The sequence below is a fragment of the Streptomyces sp. NPDC002935 genome, from assembly GCF_040611295.1.
Lineage (GTDB): Bacteria > Actinomycetota > Actinomycetes > Streptomycetales > Streptomycetaceae > Streptomyces.
This window is the reverse complement of the sequence record NZ_JBEXNW010000012.1, coordinates 88604-110483: the sequence shown is the minus strand read 5'-3', so window position 1 is coordinate 110483 and position 21880 is coordinate 88604. Positions and strand designations below refer to the sequence as shown.

The 21880-nt window shown below is 71.3% G+C and carries 22 protein-coding genes; 12 read left to right on the top strand and 10 right to left on the bottom strand.

What is annotated here, in order from left to right; translation table 11 throughout:
• Positions 1-22 precede the first annotated feature (22 nt).
• Positions 23-559: an arginine repressor gene (locus ABZX90_RS18455; protein WP_351135320.1), complete on the top strand. Its 537-nt coding sequence runs from the start codon at positions 23-25 to the stop codon at positions 557-559.
• Positions 560-730: 171 nt separating this feature from the next.
• Here ABZX90_RS18455 and ABZX90_RS18450 read toward each other — a convergent pair whose 3' ends face one another.
• From ABZX90_RS18450 to ABZX90_RS18430, 5 genes are all read right to left on the bottom strand, one after another.
• The gene (locus ABZX90_RS18450) at positions 731-1522 is read right to left on the bottom strand and encodes an FAD:protein FMN transferase (RefSeq protein WP_355206051.1); all 792 of its coding nucleotides are present in this window, start codon (positions 1520-1522) and stop codon (positions 731-733) included.
• Positions 1515-2315: an FMN-binding protein gene (locus ABZX90_RS18445; protein ID WP_355206048.1), complete on the bottom strand. Its 801-nt coding sequence runs from the start codon at positions 2313-2315 to the stop codon at positions 1515-1517. The genes ABZX90_RS18450 and ABZX90_RS18445 overlap by 8 nt, the downstream gene beginning before the upstream one ends.
• A 19-nt stretch (positions 2316-2334) precedes the next feature.
• Positions 2335-3672, bottom strand: coding sequence for a ferredoxin reductase family protein (locus tag ABZX90_RS18440; protein ID WP_351134945.1), 1338 nt, complete (start codon positions 3670-3672; stop codon positions 2335-2337).
• 123 nt (positions 3673-3795) lie between these two features.
• Complete coding sequence (locus tag ABZX90_RS18435; RefSeq protein ID WP_355206045.1) at positions 3796-4320, bottom strand: FMN-binding protein; 525 nt, start codon at positions 4318-4320, stop codon at positions 3796-3798.
• A 7-nt stretch (positions 4321-4327) separates the two neighbouring features.
• Positions 4328-5689, bottom strand: a complete 1362-nt coding sequence (locus ABZX90_RS18430) for a ferredoxin reductase family protein (RefSeq protein WP_355206042.1) — start codon at positions 5687-5689, stop codon at positions 4328-4330.
• 298 nt (positions 5690-5987) lie between these two features.
• Here ABZX90_RS18430 and ABZX90_RS18425 point away from each other — a divergent pair, with 298 nt between their 5' ends.
• The gene (locus ABZX90_RS18425) at positions 5988-6899 is read left to right on the top strand and encodes a response regulator transcription factor (protein WP_351134927.1); all 912 of its coding nucleotides are present in this window, start codon (positions 5988-5990) and stop codon (positions 6897-6899) included.
• Positions 6900-6979: 80 nt separating this feature from the next.
• Positions 6980-8407: a HAMP domain-containing sensor histidine kinase gene (locus ABZX90_RS18420; RefSeq protein ID WP_355206270.1), complete on the top strand. Its 1428-nt coding sequence runs from the start codon at positions 6980-6982 to the stop codon at positions 8405-8407.
• 159 nt (positions 8408-8566) lie between these two features.
• Here ABZX90_RS18420 and ABZX90_RS18415 read toward each other — a convergent pair whose 3' ends face one another.
• Both ABZX90_RS18415 and ABZX90_RS18410 read right to left on the bottom strand, forming a co-directional pair.
• On the bottom strand, positions 8567-9154 hold the full coding sequence (locus ABZX90_RS18415) for a pyridoxamine 5'-phosphate oxidase family protein (protein ID WP_351134929.1): 588 nt from the start codon (positions 9152-9154) through the stop codon (positions 8567-8569).
• Between the two features lie 134 nt (positions 9155-9288).
• Complete coding sequence (locus tag ABZX90_RS18410; protein ID WP_355206038.1) at positions 9289-10137, bottom strand: hypothetical protein; 849 nt, start codon at positions 10135-10137, stop codon at positions 9289-9291.
• 333 nt (positions 10138-10470) lie between these two features.
• Here ABZX90_RS18410 and ABZX90_RS18405 point away from each other — a divergent pair, with 333 nt between their 5' ends.
• The 5 genes from ABZX90_RS18405 to ABZX90_RS18385 all read left to right on the top strand — a co-directional run bounded on the left by ABZX90_RS18405 (position 10471) and on the right by ABZX90_RS18385 (position 16508).
• Entirely contained in the window at positions 10471-11664 is a 1194-nt protein-coding gene (locus ABZX90_RS18405) for an argininosuccinate synthase (protein ID WP_351134933.1), read from the top strand.
• Between the two features lie 132 nt (positions 11665-11796).
• Positions 11797-13230, top strand: coding sequence for an argininosuccinate lyase (gene argH / locus ABZX90_RS18400; protein WP_351134935.1), 1434 nt, complete (start codon positions 11797-11799; stop codon positions 13228-13230).
• A 130-nt stretch (positions 13231-13360) separates the two neighbouring features.
• Positions 13361-14332, top strand: coding sequence for an aldo/keto reductase (locus tag ABZX90_RS18395; RefSeq protein ID WP_351134937.1), 972 nt, complete (start codon positions 13361-13363; stop codon positions 14330-14332).
• A 110-nt stretch (positions 14333-14442) separates the two neighbouring features.
• Positions 14443-14994, top strand: a complete 552-nt coding sequence (locus ABZX90_RS18390) for a helix-turn-helix domain-containing protein (RefSeq protein ID WP_355206033.1) — start codon at positions 14443-14445, stop codon at positions 14992-14994.
• Complete coding sequence (locus ABZX90_RS18385) at positions 14991-16508, top strand: MFS transporter (protein WP_355206031.1); 1518 nt, start codon at positions 14991-14993, stop codon at positions 16506-16508. The genes ABZX90_RS18390 and ABZX90_RS18385 overlap by 4 nt, the downstream gene beginning before the upstream one ends.
• A gap of 172 nt (positions 16509-16680) precedes the next feature.
• Here the strand turns inward: ABZX90_RS18385 and ABZX90_RS18380 are convergent, their stop codons facing one another.
• Positions 16681-17352, bottom strand: a complete 672-nt coding sequence (locus ABZX90_RS18380; RefSeq protein ID WP_351130230.1) for a lysophospholipid acyltransferase family protein — start codon at positions 17350-17352, stop codon at positions 16681-16683.
• Positions 17353-17761: 409 nt separating this feature from the next.
• On the opposite strand from ABZX90_RS18380, the gene ABZX90_RS18375 reads away from it, so the two are divergent.
• From ABZX90_RS18375 to ABZX90_RS18365, 3 genes are all read left to right on the top strand, one after another.
• Complete coding sequence (locus tag ABZX90_RS18375) at positions 17762-18925, top strand: glycerophosphodiester phosphodiesterase (protein WP_355206028.1); 1164 nt, start codon at positions 17762-17764, stop codon at positions 18923-18925.
• Between the two features lie 148 nt (positions 18926-19073).
• Positions 19074-19568 carry a sigma-70 family RNA polymerase sigma factor gene (locus ABZX90_RS18370; protein ID WP_355206025.1) on the top strand — a complete coding sequence of 165 codons (495 nt, stop codon included), beginning with the start codon at positions 19074-19076 and terminating at the stop codon, positions 19566-19568.
• 55 nt (positions 19569-19623) lie between these two features.
• Positions 19624-20127, top strand: coding sequence for a GNAT family N-acetyltransferase (locus tag ABZX90_RS18365; protein ID WP_351130236.1), 504 nt, complete (start codon positions 19624-19626; stop codon positions 20125-20127).
• A gap of 25 nt (positions 20128-20152) precedes the next feature.
• Here ABZX90_RS18365 and ABZX90_RS18360 read toward each other — a convergent pair whose 3' ends face one another.
• Complete coding sequence (locus tag ABZX90_RS18360; protein ID WP_355206022.1) at positions 20153-20656, bottom strand: hypothetical protein; 504 nt, start codon at positions 20654-20656, stop codon at positions 20153-20155.
• 1 nt (position 20657) lies between these two features.
• Positions 20658-21017, bottom strand: a complete 360-nt coding sequence (locus tag ABZX90_RS18355) for a hypothetical protein (RefSeq protein WP_355206019.1) — start codon at positions 21015-21017, stop codon at positions 20658-20660.
• A gap of 69 nt (positions 21018-21086) precedes the next feature.
• Here ABZX90_RS18355 and ABZX90_RS18350 point away from each other — a divergent pair, with 69 nt between their 5' ends.
• Positions 21087-21734 (top strand): HAD family hydrolase, encoded by a 648-nt coding sequence (locus ABZX90_RS18350; protein ID WP_355206016.1) that lies wholly within the window; start codon positions 21087-21089, stop codon positions 21732-21734.
• Positions 21735-21880: the final 146 nt, after the last annotated feature.

The window sequence follows — 21880 nt, the reverse complement described above, 5'->3', positions numbered from 1 at the left end:
CCCGAGAAATGGGACGACGACGATGAGTCAGGCGCAGGACCACGAGCACGCAGGGCCTGCCGTGCCGCACACCCGCACCGCACGCCACCGCCGGATCGTGGACATCCTCAACCGGCAACCGGTGCGCTCACAGAGCCAGTTGGCGAAGCTTCTCGCCGACGACGGGCTGAACGTCACCCAGGCGACGCTCTCCCGGGACCTCGACGAGCTGAACGCGGTGAAGATCCGCAACAACGACGGCGACCTCATCTACGCGGTGCCGAGCGAGGGCGGGTTCCGCACCCCGCGCGCGCCGCTGGGGGAGTCGGCGAAGGAGGAGCGGATGCGCAGGCTCTCCTCGGAGCTGCTGATCTCCGCGGAGGCCTCGGCGAATCTCGTGGTCCTGCGCACCCCTCCGGGGGCCGCGCAGTTCCTCGCCTCGGCGATCGACCAGGCCGAACTGCACGACATCCTCGGGACGATCGCGGGGGACGACACCCTGCTGCTGATCAGCCGTGGTCCGACGGGCGGGCAGGCGCTGGCCGATCATCTGCTGCGGCTGGCTCAGAACGATCATTGACGGACACGACGGTGGAGGCGCACCCCGAAGCGGGGTGCGCCTCCACCGTCGTATCCGCGTGCCTGCGCCTACGTCTATGCCATGAGTGCGGGTGCGGGTGCGGGTGCGGGTGCGGGTGCGGGCTGGGCGGGGCCGGCCGTGCGGTGATCCGCGCTCCTGAAGGACCGCCGGTCACCCCAGGCGCTGTGCGAGCCCTCCCGTGCATCTGACCTCGTCGCCCGCCGTGACGAGCAGGGCCTCCACGTCCGGGAGCGACTCCAGCCAGTCGAGGCCCGCCCGGGAGCCCATCGCGAAGGCCGCGGTCGCCCAGGCGTCCACCCAGGTCAGGCGGGGGCCCACCACAGTGACGGCCAACAGGTCGGTGACCGCCGACCTTCCGGTGCGGGGGTCGACGATGTGGGCGCCGCGTTCGGCGGTGCCGGAGGTCGCCACGGCCAGCTCGTCGACGCCGGCCGCGGAGATCACCGCGGCGAGCGAGCCCGGGCGGAGCGGATCCGACACGCCCACCCGCCAGGGGCGGTGCGGCCCGGGGACACCGCACAGCTGGACGTCGCCGCCGCCGTTGACGCTCACTCCGCTCGCCCCGGCCGCGGCGAGGTGAAGGGCCGCCCGTTCGGCCGCCCAGCCCTTGACGATCCCCGTCGGGTCGAGCTGTCCCTCGTACCGTGTGCTGAACCAGCCGTCGCTGACCCGTTCCGCCTCCGCGCCCAGTTCGAGCACCTCGGCGACCTCCGGGTCGCACTCCTCGACGGTGAGCTCTCCTCGCACCAGCCGCGAGATCTGGCTGTCCTCGCGGTAGGTGCTGAACACCTCGTCCACACGGTGGAGTCGGGCGATCGCCTCCTCCAACGCCGCCTGTACGGCGGCCGGTTCGCCGCCGCGCACGTCGAAGGAGAAGACGGTGCCCATCACTTCCTCGGCATGGCGCAGCGCCGGCGGTGCCTCCTCCGCGGGCTCAGCCACCGGCCTTGTCCAGGGCCGACTGCAGGGACTCCTTGTACCCGGCGGAGGTGTAGGTGGCGCCGGAGACGGCATCGATGTCGGCACTGCCCGCGGCGACGGCCTCCTGGTTCAGCTTCGGTACGGCGTTACCGGTGATCTCCGTGCTGCGCCCGCCGCTGGGGGCCTGGACGGCCTCCGCCTTGGTGATCTTGGTGCCGGTGACGCTGAGCCGGACCTGGACGGGGCCGTACTGGGTCTGGGCGATCTTTCCGGTGATGATCCGGGCCTGCGCGGCCGGGGCCTTGGGCGACGCGGAGGACCCGGCCGCTCCCGACGGTTCCGACGTGCCGCCGGCGGCCTTCGCCTTGTCCAGCGCCGACTGCAGGGACTGCTTGTACCCGTCGCTGGTGTAGGTCGCCCCTGACACGGCGTCGATGTCGGCGCTCTGCGCGGTCAGGGTTTCCTGATTGAGCTTGGGTACCGCCAACGCGGTCTTCTGGTCGCTGGTCCCGCCCTTGGGGGCCTGGACCGCGTCCGCCTTGGTGATCTTGCCGCCGCTCATCGTCAGCTGGACCTGGACGGGCCCGTACTGGGTCTTCACCACGTCACCGGCGACCGTCCGGGTACCCGACTGCTGAGCACTGCCGCCCTGCGGCGCCTCCTGCCCGGCCGCCGTCTGCTGGGGCGCGGCTCCGCCCTGCGCCGCCGCGGCGGCTGGATCGGACGCCGGTTTGAGCGCGAGCAGCAGCACGATCCCGGACACGGTGGCGGCGCTCGCGAGCACGAACCGCCGAATGGGGTGACTCTTCTTCATCGTTCCTGACTCCCGTCGCTCACATCTCGAACGACTCGTGATGGATGCGGCGGGCGGGGACCCCCGCGCCGCGCAATGCGTCGTACACCTGCTGCGCGAAGCCGGGCGGCCCGCACATGAAGACGTCGTGGCTTTCGATGTCGGGCAGCTTGCGGCGCAGGGAATCCGCCGAGATGTCCGGGCGCTCGCCGTCGGGGCTGTTCACCGCGTACATCAGACGCGCCCCGCGCTCCTTGGAGATGGCGGCGAGCTCGTCCCACAGGGCCAGGTCCTGGGTGGTGTTGGCGCGGTAGAGCAGCGTCAGGTCGCCGGACGCGCCGGGGAGGGTCTCGAACAGCGCCCGCATCGGGGTGATGCCGACACCGCCCGCCACCAGGAGCACCTTGCCGCGACTGCGCTTGCCGGCGGTCAGCGCGCCGTACGGGCCCTCGGCCCAGACCCGGGTGCCCGGCTCCAGGTCACGCAGGGCGGCGCTGTGGTCGCCGATCGCCTTCACGGTGATGCGCAGCATGTTGGGGCGGGGCGACGCCGAGAGCGAGTACGGGTGGGAGCTGAAACGCATCCCGGGCGCCAGGAAGCGCCAGCGGAAGAACTGCCCGGCCTCCGCGCCCATCCGGTGCAGCTTGCGCCCGCTGATCAGCACGGACACGATGCCGGGCGTCTCCTCGATGACCGCCTCGACCCGCATCCGGTGCTTCATGTTCAGCCGGATAGGAGAAAGGATTCGGTACCAGAGGACCAGGGCCGTCACCGACCCGTACAGCCCGTACCAGACGGTCTTGGCGACGGGTTCCACCGCGAAGTCGTTGCCGGTGGAGAGCTGGTGCCAGAACGTCAGGAACACCGCGGCGTACGTCAGCAGGTGGACGTGGTACCAGGTGTCGTACGGGATCAGCCGGCGCAGCCAGCCCATGGAGATGAACCCGATGAGCACGAGCAGGCCCGTGCCGATCGCGGCTTTGCCCATGTCGGGGAGCTGGTTGACCGAGTCGACGGTCTGCTGCACGATCCCGCCGAGCCCGTTGCCGGACTGGAGGGCGTAGCCCCACATCGTCAGGAAGAGGTGGGCGAGGACCAGACAGATCGTGTAGCGGCCGGTCATCGCGTGCCAGCGCGCCACCCGGTCGGATCCCACCCGGCGTTCCAGGGCGGGGACGCGGGCCATCTGCAGCACCACGAGCGCCATCAGATATCCGGCGAGCAGCCCGGTGATGCGGCCGGCGTTGAGGATTCTGCTGTTGTTGTCCGCGATGGACGGGGTGTTGTTCCACCACAGCCACAGGACCGCGGCGGCGCCGGCCCAGACGGCGATCAGCAGCGGGACGGCGGGCGAGCGGCGAGGGCGGATTCGGCGCATGGTCTGGCGCCGCGCGGCGCGGCCACCGGCGATCGTGGACACGGTTCCTCCGTGTTCGTCCTGGAGACGGGGTGAGGGGAGTGGCCCCCTGGCCCAGAGATACGGTCCACGACGCCCGTGCGTTCAGAGGCCCGCCGAGTCGAGTGCCGACTGCAGGGACTGCCTGTATCCGTCGCTGGTGTAGGTGGCCCCGGAGACCGAGTCGATCTGCGCGCTCTGCGCGGCCAGCACCTCGCGCCTGAGCTGGGGAATCGCGTAGCTGTTGATCTCCTGGTCCTTGGGATTCTCGGAGGGGTAGGCGACCGCGGTCACCTCGGTGATCCTGCCGTTCTTCAGCGTGATCCGCACCTGGACCGGACCCCAACGGGTCTGCACGGTATCGCCGGTGACGGTCCTGGTCCCCGTGCTCTTCGTGCCCCCGGACGATCCCGAGGAACTCCCGGAGGAGCCCCCGGACGAGCCTCCCGAGGAAGAGGAAGAGGAAGAGGAAGAGGAGGACGAAGGGGAATGGCTTCCGGACGAGGACGCCTCGGCCGGCGTCGGTGGCGTGTGCGGCTTCAGCGAGAGCAGCAGGACGACACCGGTGACCGTGGTGGCGGCCGCCAGCATGACCCGGCGCAGCGGACGGTTCTTCTTCAGGGCGTGCACGGTGGCCTCACAGCTCGAACGACTCGTGGTGGATACGGCGGTCGGGGACACCCGCTGTGCGCAGCGCCCCGTACAACTCCTGCGCCATCGAGGGAGGTCCGCAGAGATAGACGTCGTGCTCGGCGATGTCCGGCACGGTCTCGCGCAGCGACTCGGCGGTCAGCCGCGGACGGGTGCCGTCGGCGGCGTTGACCGCGTACAGGACGCGTGCCCCGCGCCACCGCGCGATGGCCTCCAGCTCGCCGCCCAGCGCCAGGTCCTCGGCCGTGCGCGCCCGGTAGAGAAGCGTGACCTGACCGGGCAGCGTCTCGAACAGGGCGCGCAGCGGCGTGATGCCGACGCCGCCCGCGATCAGCAGGGCCTTCGATCCCGTGCTCCGGTCGGCGGTCAGCGAGCCGTAGGGGCCCTCCGCCCACACACGGGTGCCGGGCCGCAGCAGCCCCACGGCCGCGCTGTGGTCGCCGAGCGCCTTCACGGTGATCCGCATCCGGTCCGGCCGGGGCGGAGCCGACAGCGAGTACGGCGTCGAGGTCCACCGCATCCCGTCCGCGAGGAACCGCCAGCGGAAGAACTGGCCCGCCCGGGCGTTCAGTTCGTCCAGAGCCTCCCCGCGGATCACGACGGAGAAGACTCCGGGAGACTCCCGGTGCACGGACTCCACGCGCAGCCGGTGGCGCCGGTTGAGCCGTACCGGGGCGAGCAGCCGGAACCACACGACGAGCGCGGCCGTACCGAGATAGAGCGCGTACCAGGCGGCTTGCGCGGCCCGGTTGCCGACGAGGTCGGAGCCGAGCGAGAGCTGGTGGAAGAAGGCCAGGAAGACCGCCAGGTACGTCAGCAGGTGCACGTAGTACCAGAACTCGTGGCTGATCCGGCGGCGGGCCAGGCGCGCCGAGGTGATCCCGACGGCGAACAGGATGACCGTGCCAAACGTCGTCTTGAGCATGTCCGGGTAGTCGAGGACCACGCTCAGCGTCTCGTGCACGATGCCCGTCCCGTCCTGGGCGGCGTAGCCGAAGAGGATCAGCGTGACGTGCGCGACCAGTAGGCAGATCGTGTAGCGGCCCGCCATGGCGTGCCAGCGGGCCACCCGGTCGGAGCCGATGCGCCGCTCCAGGAGCGGGACCCGGGCCATCAGCGCCACCAGGACGGCGCAGCTGTAGCCGCACAGCAGCCCGGCGATCCGCCCGGCGTCCGTCAGCCAGCCGGCGAGGCCCACCACCGACCGTGTGTCGGTCCACCACAGGGCGAGGACCGCGGCCGCTCCCGCCCACAGGAGGGCCAGCAGCGGTCCGGCCGGTGAGGGCCGAGGCCGCCCGCGTCCTCGTGCGGGGCGCGGGTCGGCCGCCCGCTCGTACACCGTGGTCATGTTTCCGTCCTTCTTCCGGCGGTCCGGGAGGAAACAGTGCGTCCTGAACTTCTGAGGAGGCTCTGAACGGGCGCGTCCGGCGCGGACTCACAGCAAACTCAGAGCGTGCGTGTGCACCTGTCGGGCAGACGTGGTCCGTGCGGGGCAGGCCGAGGGCGCCCACGGCCACGACACGTTCCGGCCGGGTCGCGCGTCCGTTCCGGTGAGCGTCGCAGGATGTCGTACGGCGCTGCCCGGAAGAGGTGACTCAGAGGAAACTCAGAGGCCACGAGGCAGGGCACGCCCCTCGGGAGGGGCGATGCTGGAAGACGACATGAACTCTCCCACCCCAGCCACCGGCGCGCCCCGCCCCCGGGACACCGGCGCCCCGCACGCCCGAGGCACCAGTGCCGACCACGCCCCGGAGTCCGGCAGTGCCCGCGCCCCGGAGCCCGGTGCCGGCCGTGTCCCGGACGTCGGCGCTGTCTCCTCCCGGGGCGCCGCCCGGGCGCCCTCGCTCACCCGGCCCGACGGCACCCCCGTGCGCGTCCTCGTCGTCGACGACGATCCGGACCTGGCCGAGGTCCTCTCCGGTGCCCTGCGCTACGAGGGCTGGGAGGTCCGTACCGCGGGCGACGGCGCAACCGCGGCCGGCGAGGCACGCGAACTGCTGCCCGACGCCGTCGTCCTCGACGTGATGCTCCCGGACACCGACGGCTTCGCCGTGCTGCGCGACCTGCACACCGTGCTGCCGGGCGTCTGCGTCCTCTTCCTCACCGCCCGCGACGCCGTGGAGGACCGTATCGCCGGTATCACGGCGGGCGGCGACGACTACGTCACCAAGCCGTTCAGCCTGGAGGAGGTCGTCGCCAGGCTGCGCGGACTGCTGCGCCGCGCGGGCATGGCCCGCCGGATCGACGAGGGCCCGCGACTGGTCGTCGGGGACCTGGCGATGGACGAGGAGGCCCGCGAGGTGACCCGGGGCGGCGACCTGATCGAGCTGTCGCCGACCGAGTTCGAGCTGCTGCGCTTCCTCCTGCGCAACCCGCGCCGCGTGCTCAGCAAGGCGCAGATCCTCGACCGCGTCTGGTCCTACGACTTCGGGGGCCAGGCCCATGTCGTCGAGCTCTACATCTCCTATCTGCGCAAGAAGGTCGACGCGGGCCGTGAGCCCATGATCCACACGGTCCGGGGCGCCGGGTACGTCATCAAACCCGCGGCGGGCCGGTGAGAGCGACCATCCGGGCCCGGGGCAGGCGGTGGCGGCTCCGGACGGCGGCGGCCCTGCGCGCTCTGCCGCGCCCGCGCACGATGCGGGCCCGCCTCACCGCCGGGCTCGTGGTGCTGCTCGCCGTCAGCTGCGCCGCCGTCGGCGTGGCCGCGGTCTACGAACTGAACGGCTTCCTGACCGGACGCCTCGACCAGCAGCTGCAGGATGCCGGGGCCCGGTTCCCGGCGAGCCTGGAGCACAGCTCGCCGAAGCCGTCCGACCACGACGGCGACGAACACGGCGACACCCGCCGACAGAGCACCGGCACCTTCGGAGCGCGCCTGGTCGGCGACGACGTCACCAACGCCGCGGTCGTGCCGTCCGGCACCACCACGGCCGTCCGGAACGTGGCACCGACCGCCCGCGACGAGGCGGTGCTGGCCGCGGTCCCGACGGACGGCCGTGCCCACACCGTCTGTCTGTCGACGCTGGGCGACTACCGGGTGCTGGCGACGCCCGGCCAGGACGGCGACGTGCTGATCACCGGCTTGCCCCTGGAGCCGGTCGACGCGGCCGTCCACCGTCTGGAACTCGTCGCCTCCCTGGTCTTCGGCGTGGCCCTCGTCGTCGCCGGAGTCGCCGGGGCCCTGTGGGTGCGCTGGTCGCTCCGCCCGCTGAACCGGGTCGCCGCGACCGCCACCCGGGTCAGCGAACTCCCGCTCGCGAGCGGCGAGGTGGCGCTGCCCCCGCGCGCGCCCGAGTCCGACCCGCGCAGCGAGGTGGGCCGTGTCGCCGGCGCCTTCAACCGCATGCTCGGCCATGTCGAGGACGCGCTCACCAAGCGGCACGCGAGCGAGGAACGGCTGCGCACCTTCGCCGCCGACGCCAGCCACGAGCTGCGCACCCCGGTCGCCTCGGTCCGCGGCCACGCCGAGCTCGCGCTCCTGCACCCCGGCCCGGTGCCCCCGAAGGTGACCCGCGCCCTCGAACGGATCGCCGCCGAGTCGGCGCGCATGGGCGAGATGGTCGACGACCTGCTGCTGCTCGCCCGCCTCGACGCCGGCCGCCCCCTCGAACGGCTTCCCGTCGACCTCACCCACCTCGTCCTCGACGCGGTCACCGACGCCCGTGCGTCGGGCCCCGGCCACCGCTGGGTCCTGGAGCTGGCGGAGGAGCCGGTGACCGTGACGGGCGACGCCCACCGGCTCCAACAGGTGTTGGCGAACCTGTTGGCCAACGCGCGTGTGCACACACCTGTCGGCACCCGGGTGACGGTGTCCTTGGAAGAGGTCGGCACCGCCGCCCTGCTGAAGGTCCACGACGACGGACCCGGGGTTCCCGACGACGTCCGGCCCGGCGTCTTCGAACGCTTCACCCGGGCTGACCGCCGCCGTGCGGACGGAGGCGGCACCGGAGCGGGCCTCGGCCTGTCGATCGTGGCGGCCGTGGTCGAGGCGCACGGAGGGACGGTCGGCCTGGAGAGCCGCCCGGGAGCCACCACGTTCACGGTCCGGCTCCCCACGGCCTGAACCGCGGTCCGCCGGTTCCGTCAGTAGCGGGTGAGCTCAGTAGCGGGTGAGCGCCGTTCGGCCCGCTCGTCGTGCCGACGGCGCTGTGCGGCTTGCGCGAGGGCGTGCCGGGCCCCGCGTCTGCGGCATGATCCGCCGAACGGGCCCTGGGCGCATGGCTCAGACCGTACTGGGGGGCAACGGCAGCGGCAGCCCGGGCAGTCCGTCCAGGCTTGTCGCGATGTGCTCCTTCTTGGTGAAGTACTCGCTCAGTGAGGCGTCGTCCTCGCGCGCGAAGCGCCTGGCGTGCAGATCGCGGTCCTCGTCGTACGACATGAAGGGCACCGCGTAGCCGCACGTGTCGCGGACGAGCTCGGCGGTCACGACGATGATCGCGCGCAGGCCGTGCGGGACCGGATCGATGGCGGCGAAGTGGGTGAGGAGTTCCTTGAAGCGAGGGTCGTCGCGGAAGACCGGCTCGCCGCGACCGTGCACCCGGACGATGTTGGGCGGGCCCTGGAAGGCACACCACATCAGGGTGATCCGGCCGTTCTCGCGCAGATGCGCGATCGTCTCGGCGTTGCTCCCGGCGAAGTCCAGATAGGCCACGGTCCGCTCGTCGAGCACGGCGAAGGAACCGGTGAGCCCTTTGGGGGAGAGATTGACCGTGCCGTCCCCGGACAGGGGCGCGGTCGCGGTGAAGAAGAGGGGCTGCGCCTCGATGAACGTGCGGAGGCGGCCGTCGATGTGCTCATAGGTCTTTCCCATGTCTAACTATTATCCGGGAAAGCCTTTCGCCTGTCTAAGGAATTCCGGGTTCCGGCGACATCGTTCGGGAGCATCGCCGGAACCCCGTGGCCGCCCCGTCCGGCATCGGCGGGGCGGCCACGGGGTCTGTCACGTCACTTGGTGAGCGTGCAGGCGGCGAGGGAGTCCAGCCCCGTCGGCTTGGCGGCGGTACGGCCGATGGAGATGGCGATGCGGTCGATGGTCGAGGTCCGCTTGTCCTTCAGGGGGCCGAGGATCGCGTTCTGGACGAAGTTGGGCCCGCCCTGTCCGACCGTGTTGGCCAGGCGCGTGTTCGCCTCGGCGATCTGGGTGTTCAGCAGGGTGAGGTTGCGGTCGACCTCGGCCTTGGCGGAGGCGGGGACGGCGGGCAGCTTGGACGCGACGTCCGGGCAGGTGATGGTGCCGGCGGCGGTGGCGGCGCCCGTGTCGCCGGCGGCCCCGCCCGCCTGTGCTGTGGCCGTCGCGCTGGGCGCGGCGGTGCCGGTGGCCGCACCGCCCGTGACCGCACCTCCGGCGGCGTTGAGCGTGCACGGCGCGAGCGAGTCCAGGCCCTGCGGCTTGGCGGCCGTGCGTCCGATGGCCGTCGCGATGCGGTTGACGGTGGCGACGCGCTTGTCCTTGAGGGGGCCGAGGATCGCGTTCTGGACGAAGTTGGGCCCGCCCTGCCCGACCGTGTCGACCAGTCGCTTGTTCGCCTCGGCGATCTGGGTGTTCAGCAGGGCGAGGTTGCGGTCGACCTCGGCCTTCGCGGACGCGGGGACCGCGGGCAGGCTCGGGGCCACCGCCGGGCAGTTCACCGTGCCCGCGGCGGCGGCCTTCGTCGTGGCGTTCTTGGCGCCGCTCCCGGGTGTCTCGCCCGCAAGGGCGCTGCCGGCGATCACCGCGGCGGACAGCACGACGGCGGAGGCTCCGCCGATCATCACGACGCGCCGCTTGTTGTACTTCGGAAGAGCCCTGGACATGCGGAAGCCTCATTCGGGTCGGGGGTGGGGGACCGTCCGGTGGTCGTCCGGGCGGTCCGGTGTCCGTGTTGCTGCGGTCCTGCGGTCCTGCGGTCCTGCGGTCCTGCGGTCCTGCGGTCCTGCGGTCCTGCGGTCCTGCGGTCCTGCGGTCCTGCGTTCCTGCGTTCCTGCCGTTCGTGAACGCGGCGCCTGCGTTCAGCGGGAGATACGCGAAAGCGGTTTCCCCCGTTCAAGCCCCCGGAAGATTCCGTCGCCGAGCCGGCCCGGATTGACGAACCATGCAGACTCCTGCATACTCATGCATGTCAGCGAATGCACTGTGAGGAGAATCCCGTGACCGAGCGCGTCGTACTCGCCTATTCAGGCGGTCTGGACACCTCCGTCGCCATCGGTTGGATCGCCGAGGAGACGGGCGCCGAGGTCATCGCCGTAGCGGTCGACGTCGGCCAGGGCGGCGAGGACCTGGACGTCATCCGCAAGCGCGCGCTCGCCTGCGGTGCCGTGGAGGCCGAGGTCGCGGACGCCAAGGACGAGTTCGCCGACGAGTACTGCCTTCCGGCGATCAAGGCCAACGCCCTCTACATGGACCGCTATCCGCTGGTCTCCGCCCTCTCCCGGCCCACGATCGTCAAGCACCTCGTCGCCGCCGCGCAGAAGCACGGCGCCACCACGGTCGCCCACGGCTGCACCGGCAAGGGCAACGACCAGGTGCGGTTCGAGGCCGGCATCGTCGCCCTCGCCCCCGACCTCAAGTGCATCGCCCCGGTCCGCGACTACGCTATGACCCGGGACAAGGCGATCGCCTTCTGCGAGGACAAGCAGCTCCCGATCGCCACCACCAAGAAGTCCCCGTACTCCATCGACCAGAACGTCTTCGGGCGCGCGGTCGAGACGGGCTTCCTGGAGGACATCTGGAACGCCCCGATCGAGGACATCTACGAGTACACCTCGAACCCGGCCGAGCACCGCGAGGCCGACGAGGTCGTCATCACCTTCAAGCACGGCGCCCCGGTCGCCATCGACGGCAAGCCCGTCAGTGTGCTCCAGGCGATCCAGCAGCTCAACGAGCGCGCCGGCGCCCAGGGCATCGGCCGGATCGACATGGTCGAGGACCGGCTCGTGGGCATCAAGTCCCGTGAGGTGTACGAGGCTCCGGGCGCGATCGCGCTGATCACCGCCCACCAGGAGCTGGAGAACGTCACCGTCGAGCGTGAACTCGCCCGCTACAAGCGGCAGGTCGAGCAGCGCTGGGGCGAACTGGTCTACGACGGCCAGTGGTTCTCCCCGCTCAAGCGCGCCCTGGACGGCTTCATTCACGAGGCCAACCAGCACGTCAACGGCGACATCCGGATGACCCTGCACGGCGGCCGCGCCGTCGTCACCGGCCGGCGCTCCGAGACCTCGCTGTACGACTTCGACCTCGCGACGTACGACACGGGCGACACCTTCGACCAGGCCGCGGCCAAGGGCTTCATCGACATCTACAGCCTGTCGTCGAAGATCGCCGCCAAGCGGGACCTGGCGTAAGCCGTACGGGACTTGGCGGGGGCGTGTCGTGTCCGCCGCCTCGAAGCCTCCCGAGCACTAGCCTGACAGCCGCCTCCTCCGTCGCGCGTGGGGAGGCGGCGGCACATCCAGACCTTTCGAGGAGTAACGCAAGTGAGCAGCAACAGCGGTGACGTACGGCTCTGGGGCGGACGTTTCGCCGACGGTCCCGCCGAGGCCCTGGCCAAGCTGTCCGCGTCGGTCCACTTCGACTGGCGCCTCGCGCCGTACGACATCGCCGGTTCGCGTGCCCACGCGCGCGTGCTGCACGGGGCGGGCCTGCTCACCGAGGACGAGCTCGGCCGGATGATCGAGGGCCTCGACCGGCTGGAGTCCGATGTCGCCGACGGCTCCTTCGTGGGCACGATCGCCGACGAGGACGTCCACACCGCCCTGGAGCGCGGCCTGCTTGAGCGCCTCGGCCCCGACCTCGGCGGCAAACTGCGCGCCGGCCGCTCCCGCAACGACCAGGTGGCCACGCTCTTCCGGATGTACCTGCGTGACCACGCCCGGATCGTCGGCGGTCTGATCGCCGACCTCCAGGAGGCTCTGATCGGCCTGGCGGAGGCCCACCCGGACGTGGCGATGCCCGGCCGTACGCACCTCCAGCACGCCCAGCCGGTGCTGTTCGCCCACCATGTCCTGGCCCATGTCCAGTCCCTGTCCCGGGACGCGGAGCGGCTGCGCCAGTGGGACGAGCGGACGGCCGTCTCGCCGTACGGCTCCGGTGCCCTGGCCGGTTCCTCCCTCGGCCTGGACCCGGAGGCGGTGGCCAAGGACCTCGGCTTCGAACACGGCAGTGTCGCCAACTCCATCGACGGCACGGCCTCCCGCGACTTCGTGGCGGAGTTCGCCTTCATCACCGCGATGATCGGCGTGAACCTCTCCCGGATCGCCGAGGAGGTCATCATCTGGAACACGAAGGAGTTCTCCTTCGTCACCCTCCACGACGCGTTCTCCACCGGCTCGTCGATCATGCCGCAGAAGAAGAACCCGGACATCGCCGAGCTCGCGCGCGGCAAGTCGGGCCGTCTGATCGGCAATCTGACCGGGCTGATGGCCACGCTCAAGGCGCTGCCGCTCGCGTACAACCGCGACCTCCAGGAGGACAAGGAGCCGGTCTTCGACTCCTGCGACCAGCTGGAGATCCTCCTCCCCGCCTTCACCGGCATGATGGCCACGCTGACCGTCCACCGCGAGCGCATGGAGGAGCTGGCGCCGGCCGGCTTCTCGCTCGCCACCGACATCGCCGAGTGGCTGGTCAAGCAGGGTGTGCCGTTCCGTGTGGCGCACGAGGTCGCCGGTGAGTGCGTGAAGGTCGCCGAGGCGGACGGCAAGGAACTGGACGAGCTGACCGACGAGCAGTTCGCGAAGATCTCGGCGCACCTGACGCCCGAGGTGCGGTCCGTCCTCAACGTCCACGGCGCCCTCGCCTCCCGCGACGGCCGCGGCGGTACGGCGCCCAGCGCGGTCGCTGTCCAGCTCGCCGAGATCAAGGCGGACGTCGCCGCCCAGCAGGCGTGGGCCGAGGCCAAGCGGAAGAAGTAGCTTCCTGGGCGTGTGGACGAGCGCGGGAGAGCGGAAGCGGATCGCGTGCGGGAGCGGGTGCCGCACGACGGAGGGTGTCGCGGGTTACGTTGGTCGGGAGCCGTAAAGGAGCCGACCGAACGGAGCCGCGATGCCCTTCGCACGCCTCGCCTCAGCCACGACTCCCACCGCCCACCTCGGCCTGGGGCTCGCCGCCGTCGGCCGCCCCGGGTACATCAACCTCGGCCGCGAGGAGGACCTGCCGGCCGACCGCAGTGTCGACGCCCTGCGCGAGCGCACCCACGAACTCCTCGAAGCCGCCTACGCCCAGGGAGTGCGCTACTTCGACGTGGCCCGTTCCTACGGCCGCTCGGAGGAGTTCCTCGCCGACTGGCTCAATCACCGCCCCGACATCGACGACATCGTCGTCGGCAGCAAATGGGGCTACACGTACACCGCGGACTGGCGCACCGACGCCGAGGCGCACGAGGTCAAGGACCACGGCCTCGCCACGTACGAACGGCAGCGCGCCGAGACCGCGGCGCTGCTCGGCGACCGGCTCGACCTCTACCAGATCCACTCGGTGACCCCGGACAGCCCGGCCCTCACCGACAAGGAGCTGCACGCGGCACTCGCCGAAGCGGCCGCCGGCGGCCTGTCGATCGGCTTCTCCACCAGCGGGCCCGCCCAGGCCGAGGCGATCCGTGCCGCGCTCGCCGTGACGGTCGACGGCACGCCGCTCTTCCGCACCGTCCAGGCCACGTTCAACGTCCTGGAGACCTCGGCGGCCTCAGCGCTCGCCGAAGCCCACGACGCCGGACTCACGGTCATCGTCAAAGAGGGCATGGCCAACGGCCGGCTCGCGCAGCCCCACGCGCCGGACGCGTTGCGGGCCGTTGCCGCGGAGACCTCCCTCGGCTGCGACGCGGTCGCCCTCGCGCTGATCCTGCGCCAACCCTGGGCGGGCGTCGTGCTCTCGGGGGCGGCCACCGCCAACCAGCTCGCCTCGAACCTGCACGCCGCGGTCGTCGACCTCGACGACGACCAGCTGTCCCGGATCGCCGCCCTCGCGGAGGAACCGCGGGCGTACTGGGAGCGACGCGGGCAGCTGCCCTGGCACTGAGCGCCAGGAGAAACGCCACCAGCGCTTCGAGCACCCCCGGAACACGGAGGATGTGAGACGCGTGCGCTCCTTATGAGACATCAGTGTCTCACCTGCGGTACAGTTGTCTCATGGCTGTCGACCGTGACCACGTGCTGCGCAGCGCAGCAGCCCTGCTCACCCGGAAATCCACCGCGACCATGGACGAGGTCGCCAAGGCCGCCGGGATCAGCCGGGCCACGCTGCACCGCCAGTTCGCCGGCCGCGACGCGCTCGTGCGCGCGCTGGAGGCGCTCGGCATCGAGGAGTGCGAGGCCGCTCTGGACGCGGCCCGCCTCGACGACGGCACGGCCCAGGAGGCCGTGCGCCGCCTGGTGAGGGAGCTGGAGAAGGTGGCCGGACTGCTCGCCTTCCTCTACACGGAGAACCAGCTCTTCGAGGGCGACGGGCAGCACGAGGGCTGGGCCCGGCTCGACGCCCGGATGGCCGCGCTGTTCCGGCGCGGACAGGAGGACGGCGAGTTCCGTATCGACCTCAGCCCGGCCTGGCTCACCGAGGCGCTCTACGGGCTGATGGCCTCGGCGGCATGGGCCGTGACCGAAGGCCGGGTCGCCGCCAAGGACTTCCACCACATGATCGTCGAGCTGCTGCTCGGCGGCGCGCTCAGGAGAGAGGAACCATGACCAGCACCCTGCAGCCGGCGCTCGTGACGGAGGTGCACAAGCGCCCCGACCGATGGCTCGCGCTCTGCGTCCTCGTCCTGGCCGTGCTGCTGGTGGCCGTGGACGCGACCGTCCTCGGCCTCGCGACCCCGTACATCAGTGAGGACCTGAAGCCCTCCGGCACCCAGCTCCTGTGGATCGGTGACGTCTACTCCTTCGTCATCGCCGGTCTGCTCGTCTCCATGGGCAGCCTCGGCGACCGCATCGGCCGCAAGAAGCTGCTCCTCGTCGGCGCGACGGCGTTCGGCCTGATATCCGTGCTCAACGCCTATGCCACGACACCCGAGACGATGATCCTGGCGCGGGCGCTGCTCGGTGTCGCGGGCGCGACCCTGATGCCCGCCACCCTCGCCCTGATCCGCAACATCTTCCACGACCCGCGCGAACGCAGCCTCGCCATCGGCATCTGGGGTGCGACGGCCTCCGCGGGCACGGCGGTCGGCCCCGTGGTCGGCGGCTTCCTGCTCGAACACTTCTGGTGGGGCTCGGTCTTCCTCATCAACCTTCCGGTGATGGTGGTGCTCGTCCTCGTCGGCGGCAGGCTGCTGCCCGAGTCGAAGAGCCCGAACCCCGGACCGTGGGATCTGATCAGCGTCACGCTCTCGCTCGTCGGTGTGATCGGCGTGGTGTACGCGGTGAAGGAACTCGCCGCGCACGGACCGAGCGGCGAGGCGCTCGTCACCGGACTGCTCGGCGCCGCCGCGCTCTTCTGGTTCGTACGCCGCCAACTGACGCTTCCCTCGCCGCTGTTGGACGTGCGTCTGTTCCGCAACCGCGGATTCTCCGGTGCCGTGCTCGCCGACCTGTTCACCGTGCTCGGCCTGTCCGGACTTGTCTTCTTCCTCTCCCAGTACCTGCAACTCGTGCAGGGCAGGGGGCCGTTCGAGGCGGGTCTGGCCGAAATCCCCGCCGCTGTGGGTGCGGTGGCGACGGGCCTGGTCGCGGGAAGGTTCGCGCGGCGGTTCTCCGTGCGTACCGTCGTCTCCGGCGGACTCGCCGCGGTGGGCCTCGCGCTCGGCACGCTCACCCTGCTCGACCGGTCCACCGGGTATCCGTTGCTCGGCGCGGCCCTGCTGGTCGTCGGCGTCGGCGCGGGCTTCTCGTTCACCGTCACCGCCGACGTCATCCTCTCCGCCGTGCCCAAGGACCAGGCGGGCGCCGCGTCCGCGGTCTCCGAGACGGCGTACGAACTCGGCGCCGCTCTCGGGATCGCCCTGCTCGGCTCCGTCGTGACCGGCGTCTACGCGGGCTTCACCGGCCCCGCGGGCACACCGGCCGAGGCGCACGACTCCCTCGGCGGAGCGGTGGAGGCCGCCGGGAGTCTGCCCGAGCACACCTCCGAGGCGCTGCTGAGCGCGGCCAGGGAGTCCTTCGTGGACGGCCTGGCGCTCGCGTCCGGCGCGGGCGCGGCGGTCCTGCTCGCCACCGCGGTGGCGGCGTGGTTCCTGCTGCGCGGCCAGAAGCTGGAGGCGTGAGGGGGCCGGCCGAAGTCCGGGCCACCGGGGCGGGGAGCGCAGCGCGGCCCGTCCCGATCCGGGACGGCTGCGATCGACACCCGCCGGAACCGTACAAAACGGGTGGGCCCCGACCGGCAACTGCCGGTCGGGGCCCACCCGTTTTCGGTGTCGCGGGGCCCGGCGGAGGGGGCTAGGCCGCCTTCGCCTTCGTGGCGTACATGTCGACGTACTCCTGGCCGGAAAGCCGCATGACCTCGGTCATCACGGAGTCGGTGACGGCGCGCAGCACGTACCGGTCGCGGTCCATGCCCTCGTACCGCGAGAACTCCATGGCCGCGCCGAAGCGGACCGTGACCCGGCCCGGCCGCGGGATGCCCGCGCCGCCCGGCTGGAGCTTGTCGGTACCGATCATCGCGAACGGGACGACCGGGGCGCCGGTCATCAGGGTGAGCCGGGCCATGCCGGTGCGGCCGCGGTACAGGCGGCCGTCGGGGGAGCGGGTGCCCTCGGGGTAGATCCCGAAGACCTTGCCCTCCTCCAGGATGCGGCGGCCGGTCATCAGCGCCGCGACGCCGCCGTTGGCGCCGTCCCGGTCCACCGGGATCATGCCGACGCCGGTGAAGAACCACGCCATCAGGCGGCCCTTGAGGCCCTTGCCCGTGACGTACTCGTCCTTGCCGATGAAGAGCACCTGCCGGTCGCAGACCAGCGGAAGGATCATCGAGTCGATGAACGTGAGGTGGTTGCCGGCCAGGATCACCGGACCGTCGCCCGGGATGTGCTCCACGCCTTCCACCCGTGGGCGGAACATCAGGCGCATGATCGGTCCGAGCACTGCCTTGATGAGCGCGAAGCGGGACAACGGGCCCTCCGGTGTCAAGGGATCGGTATGGAGTCTGTGCAGGTGAGGACGATACTCGCGGTTCCCGGATGATTGCACATCGGGTTCATCGACTGGATACGCACTGTTGACGCACGTTTACCTGCGGTGGCCTGCGCGTGAGCGGCCGACATCGGGGCGACACGATGTGACGGACATCGCGCGCCGCACCGGCGAACGGGTGACCCCGCCAGGGTTCGCCGCTCGTTCGCCGCAGTCTCACGCCTACCCCGGACCGCCGGACCGATGCCGACGGACCGTCATGTTCCGCATCCCGTACGACATCCAGGGTCACCCACGTGTTCCGTCGCAGGCCTCCCTCCCGTCACGCCGGGGCACCTACGATCGTCCCGCTTCGACAGGCAGGGCACCTACGGCGGGAGGAGCGCTCATGGGAGCGCAGGAGTCGAACGGTCAGGAGCGGGGCACGGCGCGGCGGACGCTGCTCGGAGCCGCGGTGCTCGGGGCGGGCGGAGCGGTCCTCGGCCTCCCCGGCGCGGCGAGCGCGGACGAACGCCACGGAGGCGGCGGCTACCGGAGCCTGCCCAGACCGACCGTCATCGGCCACCGCGGAGCCAGCGGCTACCGGCCGGAGCACACCTTCGGCTCGTACCAGCTGGCCCTCGACCTGGGCGCCGACGTCGTCGAGGCCGGTGACCTGGTGCCCACCAAGGACGGCCACCTCGTATGCCGTCACGAGCCGGAAATCGGCGGGACCACCGACGTCTCGGCGCACCCCGAGTTCGCCGACCGCAAGACCACCAAGACGCTCGACGGGGTCGCCACCACCGGCTGGTTCACCGAGGACTTCACGCTCGCCGAGCTGAAGACCCTGCGCGCGGTCGAGCGCATCCCCGCCAACCGTCCGCACAACACCCTCTACAACGGCCGCTGGGAGATCCCCACCTTCGAAGAGGTGCTCCGCTGGCAGGACGAGCAGACCCGCAAGCGCGGCAAGCAGGTCTGGATCTACCCCGAGACCAAGCACCCCACCTACTTCCGGGGGCTCGGCCTCGGCCTGGAGGAGCGGGTCGCCAAGCTGCTGCGCAAGTACGGCAAGGACAGGAAGGACTCGCCGGTCATCCTCCAGTCCTTCGAGCCGAGCAGCATCGAGCGGCTCGACAAGCTCGTCGGCAACCCGCTCGTCGTCCTGCTGTCCGCCGCGAACACCCGCCCCTGGGACTTCGTCGCGGCGGGCGACCCCCGCACGGTCGCCGACCTCGTCACACCCGAGGGACTGAAGTGGATCGCCTCGTACGCGCAGGGCATCGGCCCCACGCTCGACCTGGTGATCCCGAAGGACGCGGCCGGCAACCTCACCCAGCCGACCACCCTCGTCGCCGACGCGCACCGCGCGGGCCTGATCCTGCACCCGTACACCATGCGCAACGAGAACCCCTTCCTGCCCGCGAGTTTCCGCAAGGGCACCGCCGTGGACGCCTACGGGGACGCCTTCGGAGCCTTCAAGGTCTACTTCGAGACGGGGATCGACGGCGTGTTCTCCGACAACGCGGACACCGCGGTGCTGGCCCGCGCCGACTTCCTCAAGGGCTGAGTCCGGCTCCCCGGACCGTCGGCGGACGACGCGTCCGAGGAACGAGACCGGCGTCCGCAACCGTCAACGGATGACCCGCTCACCCCGGATGGGGTGACAACCGGCCGCCCCGGCAACCTCTCGCCGGGGCGGCCGCGTCGTGCCGCACATGACCCACGAGATGGTTTCCACGCTGCGGCCGCTGCTCGCAGCCGAGGCATCGGCTGAGGCGCACGCGACCGGCGCCGAGCCGAACGACCTGGAACAGGCCGTCTGGCTGCGCCTCCTGGAGCGCCTGGACACGGCGGGACCGCCCGTCGACCCGCAGCGGTGGGTGCGCCGGGCCGTGCGCTCCGAGGCCCGCCGCAGCCGCCGTACGACCCGCGTCGAGCAGCCCTACGCCACCGAACCCGCGGACGACAGCGGTCCCGGACCCGAGCAGCGGGCGATGACCGCCGCCCGCCGCCGTGAGCTGCACGAGGCCGTGCGCCGGCTGCCCGGCCGCTGCCCGAGCCTGATGGCCGCCCTGCTCTCCCCGGACGACCTCACCTACCGGGAGATCGCAGGTGAGTTGGGTATCTCACAGGGCAGTCTTGGTCCGGAACGTTCCAGATGCCTGGGATGTCTACGTCGATTGCTGACGCCGGAGGTTGCGGCTCGCTGACGACGGGGATAGGAGTGAGGGACGACCGGAACAGGTGAGCGGGAGGCATGCACACATGGGCATGAGCGTGACCATCTCGGCGGCGACCGAGCAGGATGCGGAACAGATCCTGAAGCTGCAGTACCTCTGCTACCAGAGCGAGGCCGAGCTGTACGGCGACTACGGCATCGAGCCGCTCACGCAGCCGCTCGACTCGCTCAGGGCAGAACTGGCGGGCGGCACCGTACTGGTGGCGCGGCTCGGCGACGAGGTGGTGGCCTCGGTACGCGGCGCCGTCGACGCCGACGGCACGGCCCGCATCAACAAACTCATCGTGCATCCGCGCATGCAGCGGCACGGCCTCGGCGGACGTCTGCTCGACGCGATCGAGACCCGGCTCGGCGCCGACGGCGGGGCCAAGTCCTTCCAGCTCTTCACCGGCCACCGCAGTGAGCGCAACCTGCGCCTGTACCGCAAGCACGGCTACGCGCCCGTCTCGCAGGAGCGGGTGGGCGAGCGCATGACGCTGGTGACACTGGCCAAGGGCGCCGACACCGGCGCGTACGCCACCAGCGCCTGAACACGGCCACCTTCGGCAGCAGCCGTCAGTCGGCGGTCGTACGCGCCTTGCGCAGCCAGTACATCGCCGACAGCGGCAGCAGCACCGGGATGAAGAGATAGCCCATGCCGTAGTCCGACCACACCGTGGCGTCGGGGAAGGCGGACGGCTCCACCAGCGTCCAGGTCCCGACGATCAGCACACCCGCGAGTTCGGCGGCGCAGCACACCAGCGCCGCCCTGCGCGCCGTCTCGCCGCCGCGCACCAGCGAGTACGTGATGAAGCCGTAGACGAGACCGGCGACCGCGGAGAGCGAGTAGGCGAGCGGCGCCTTGCCGAACTCCGTGGAGATCTGCACGGCCGACCGCGAGACGGCGCCGACCACCATCACTCCGTACAGCCATACCAGCAGGATGCCGGGGCCGCTGATGAGCCGCGTGCGCTTCTTCTCCGCCAACGGCTCCAGCGGCTCCAGCGGCTCCAGCGGCTTCTCGGTCTGCTCGCTCCGCTCGTCCCGAGGCACGGTCGTGTTCTCCTCCGTGGCCGTCATCTCAGCCTCCCCAGATGTCGTAGAGCCGAACTTCGAGCACGGCGAGGACGACGCCGCCGGCCGCCACCGTGACCGAACCCCAGCGGGTGCGCTCCGCCAGTGACATGAACCCCGCGGCGGGAACGCACGCGAAGGCGCCGAGCAGATACGCCACGAAGATCGTCGTGCCCTGCTCCGGCTTCTCGCCGCGTGCCAGCTGGACGACGCCGATCACCAGCTGGATCACGGCGAGCAGCGACACCACGGCCATGCCGATGAAGTGCCAGTCCTTGGTGGGCTGATCGCAGTAGGCGGCCCAGCCGCACCAGGCGGCGAGCGCGAGCGCGGCGACGGCCGTCGCGACCGTCAGGGCATCAAACATGCCGCGACCCTATTACGGGCCAAAAGGCCCGATGCGCTCGCCCCCGGGCTGCCCCGTAGGGTCGAAGGCATGAAGATCCACGCTGAAGCCCTCCTGTTCGACAACGACGGAACCCTCGTCTCGTCCCTCGCGTCGGTGAACCGCTGCTGGACGTGCTGGGCGCAGGAGTACGGGATCACCGCCGAGGACTTCGCCCGGATCGCCCTGCACGGCCGCCCCGCCGTCGAGATAGCCGCCGACCTGCTGCCCGCCGACCTCGTCCCCGAAGCGCTCGCCCGCATCGAGCAGCTGGAGGTCGAGGACGTGCCGGGCGGGGTCGACCCGCTGCCCGGCACCCTCGCGCTGCTCGCCGCGCTGCCCGCCGAACGCTGGGCCGTCGTGACCTCGGCCACCCGCCGGCTCGCCGAGGCCCGGCTCGACGAGGTCGGGATCCGCCCCAAGACGCTGATCACCGCCGACGACATCACCCGGGGCAAGCCCGACCCCGAGCCCTATCTGCTCGCCGCCCGCGAACTGGGCGTCGACCCGGCCCGCTGCGTCGTCTTCGAGGACGCCCCCGCCGGGCTCCAGGCGGGCCGCGCCGCCGGCATGACCACCGTGGCGTTGGCCACAACGCACCAGGCCGGCGAGCTGGACGCCGACCTCGTCGTCGAGGACCTCTCCGCCCTGTCCGTACTGGTCACGGACGACGGAGTGGAGATCTCCGTCCGGGGCTGAGCCGTGTCCACCGCTGTCCGCTATTCGGACAGCGGTGGCGGGCCCCGGCCCCCGGTCTGCTTTACTTCATTCCATGACCACGACGAGCTGCCGCATCCTTGCGACCGAGGCGACCACGACGCCCGGTGCTCGTTGTATGTGTCGAA

Bases quoted from the DNA above. Each gene is read 5' to 3' on its own strand.
- ABZX90_RS18385 (WP_355206031.1), top strand. From the start codon at position 14,991: ATGACCAGCACCCTGCAGCCGGCGCTCGTGACGGAGGTGCACAAGCGC.
- ABZX90_RS18420 (WP_355206270.1), top strand. From the start codon at position 6,980: ATGCGGGCCCGCCTCACCGCCGGGCTCGTGGTGCTGCTCGCCGTCAGC.
- ABZX90_RS18360 (WP_355206022.1), bottom strand. From the start codon at position 20,656: ATGACGGCCACGGAGGAGAACACGACCGTGCCTCGGGACGAGCGGAGC.
- ABZX90_RS18355 (WP_355206019.1), bottom strand. From the start codon at position 21,017: ATGTTTGATGCCCTGACGGTCGCGACGGCCGTCGCCGCGCTCGCGCTC.
- ABZX90_RS18375 (WP_355206028.1), top strand. From the start codon at position 17,762: ATGGGAGCGCAGGAGTCGAACGGTCAGGAGCGGGGCACGGCGCGGCGG.
- ABZX90_RS18455 (WP_351135320.1), top strand. From the start codon at position 23: ATGAGTCAGGCGCAGGACCACGAGCACGCAGGGCCTGCCGTGCCGCAC.
- ABZX90_RS18445 (WP_355206048.1), bottom strand. From the start codon at position 2,315: ATGAAGAAGAGTCACCCCATTCGGCGGTTCGTGCTCGCGAGCGCCGCC.
- ABZX90_RS18395 (WP_351134937.1), top strand. From the start codon at position 13,361: ATGCCCTTCGCACGCCTCGCCTCAGCCACGACTCCCACCGCCCACCTC.
- ABZX90_RS18415 (WP_351134929.1), bottom strand. From the start codon at position 9,154: ATGGGAAAGACCTATGAGCACATCGACGGCCGCCTCCGCACGTTCATC.
- ABZX90_RS18440 (WP_351134945.1), bottom strand. From the start codon at position 3,672: ATGCGCCGAATCCGCCCTCGCCGCTCGCCCGCCGTCCCGCTGCTGATC.
- ABZX90_RS18390 (WP_355206033.1), top strand. From the start codon at position 14,443: ATGGCTGTCGACCGTGACCACGTGCTGCGCAGCGCAGCAGCCCTGCTC.
- ABZX90_RS18425 (WP_351134927.1), top strand. From the start codon at position 5,988: ATGCTGGAAGACGACATGAACTCTCCCACCCCAGCCACCGGCGCGCCC.
- ABZX90_RS18365 (WP_351130236.1), top strand. From the start codon at position 19,624: ATGGGCATGAGCGTGACCATCTCGGCGGCGACCGAGCAGGATGCGGAA.
- ABZX90_RS18430 (WP_355206042.1), bottom strand. From the start codon at position 5,689: ATGACCACGGTGTACGAGCGGGCGGCCGACCCGCGCCCCGCACGAGGA.
- ABZX90_RS18370 (WP_355206025.1), top strand. From the start codon at position 19,074: ATGACCCACGAGATGGTTTCCACGCTGCGGCCGCTGCTCGCAGCCGAG.
- ABZX90_RS18410 (WP_355206038.1), bottom strand. From the start codon at position 10,137: ATGTCCAGGGCTCTTCCGAAGTACAACAAGCGGCGCGTCGTGATGATC.
- ABZX90_RS18350 (WP_355206016.1), top strand. From the start codon at position 21,087: ATGAAGATCCACGCTGAAGCCCTCCTGTTCGACAACGACGGAACCCTC.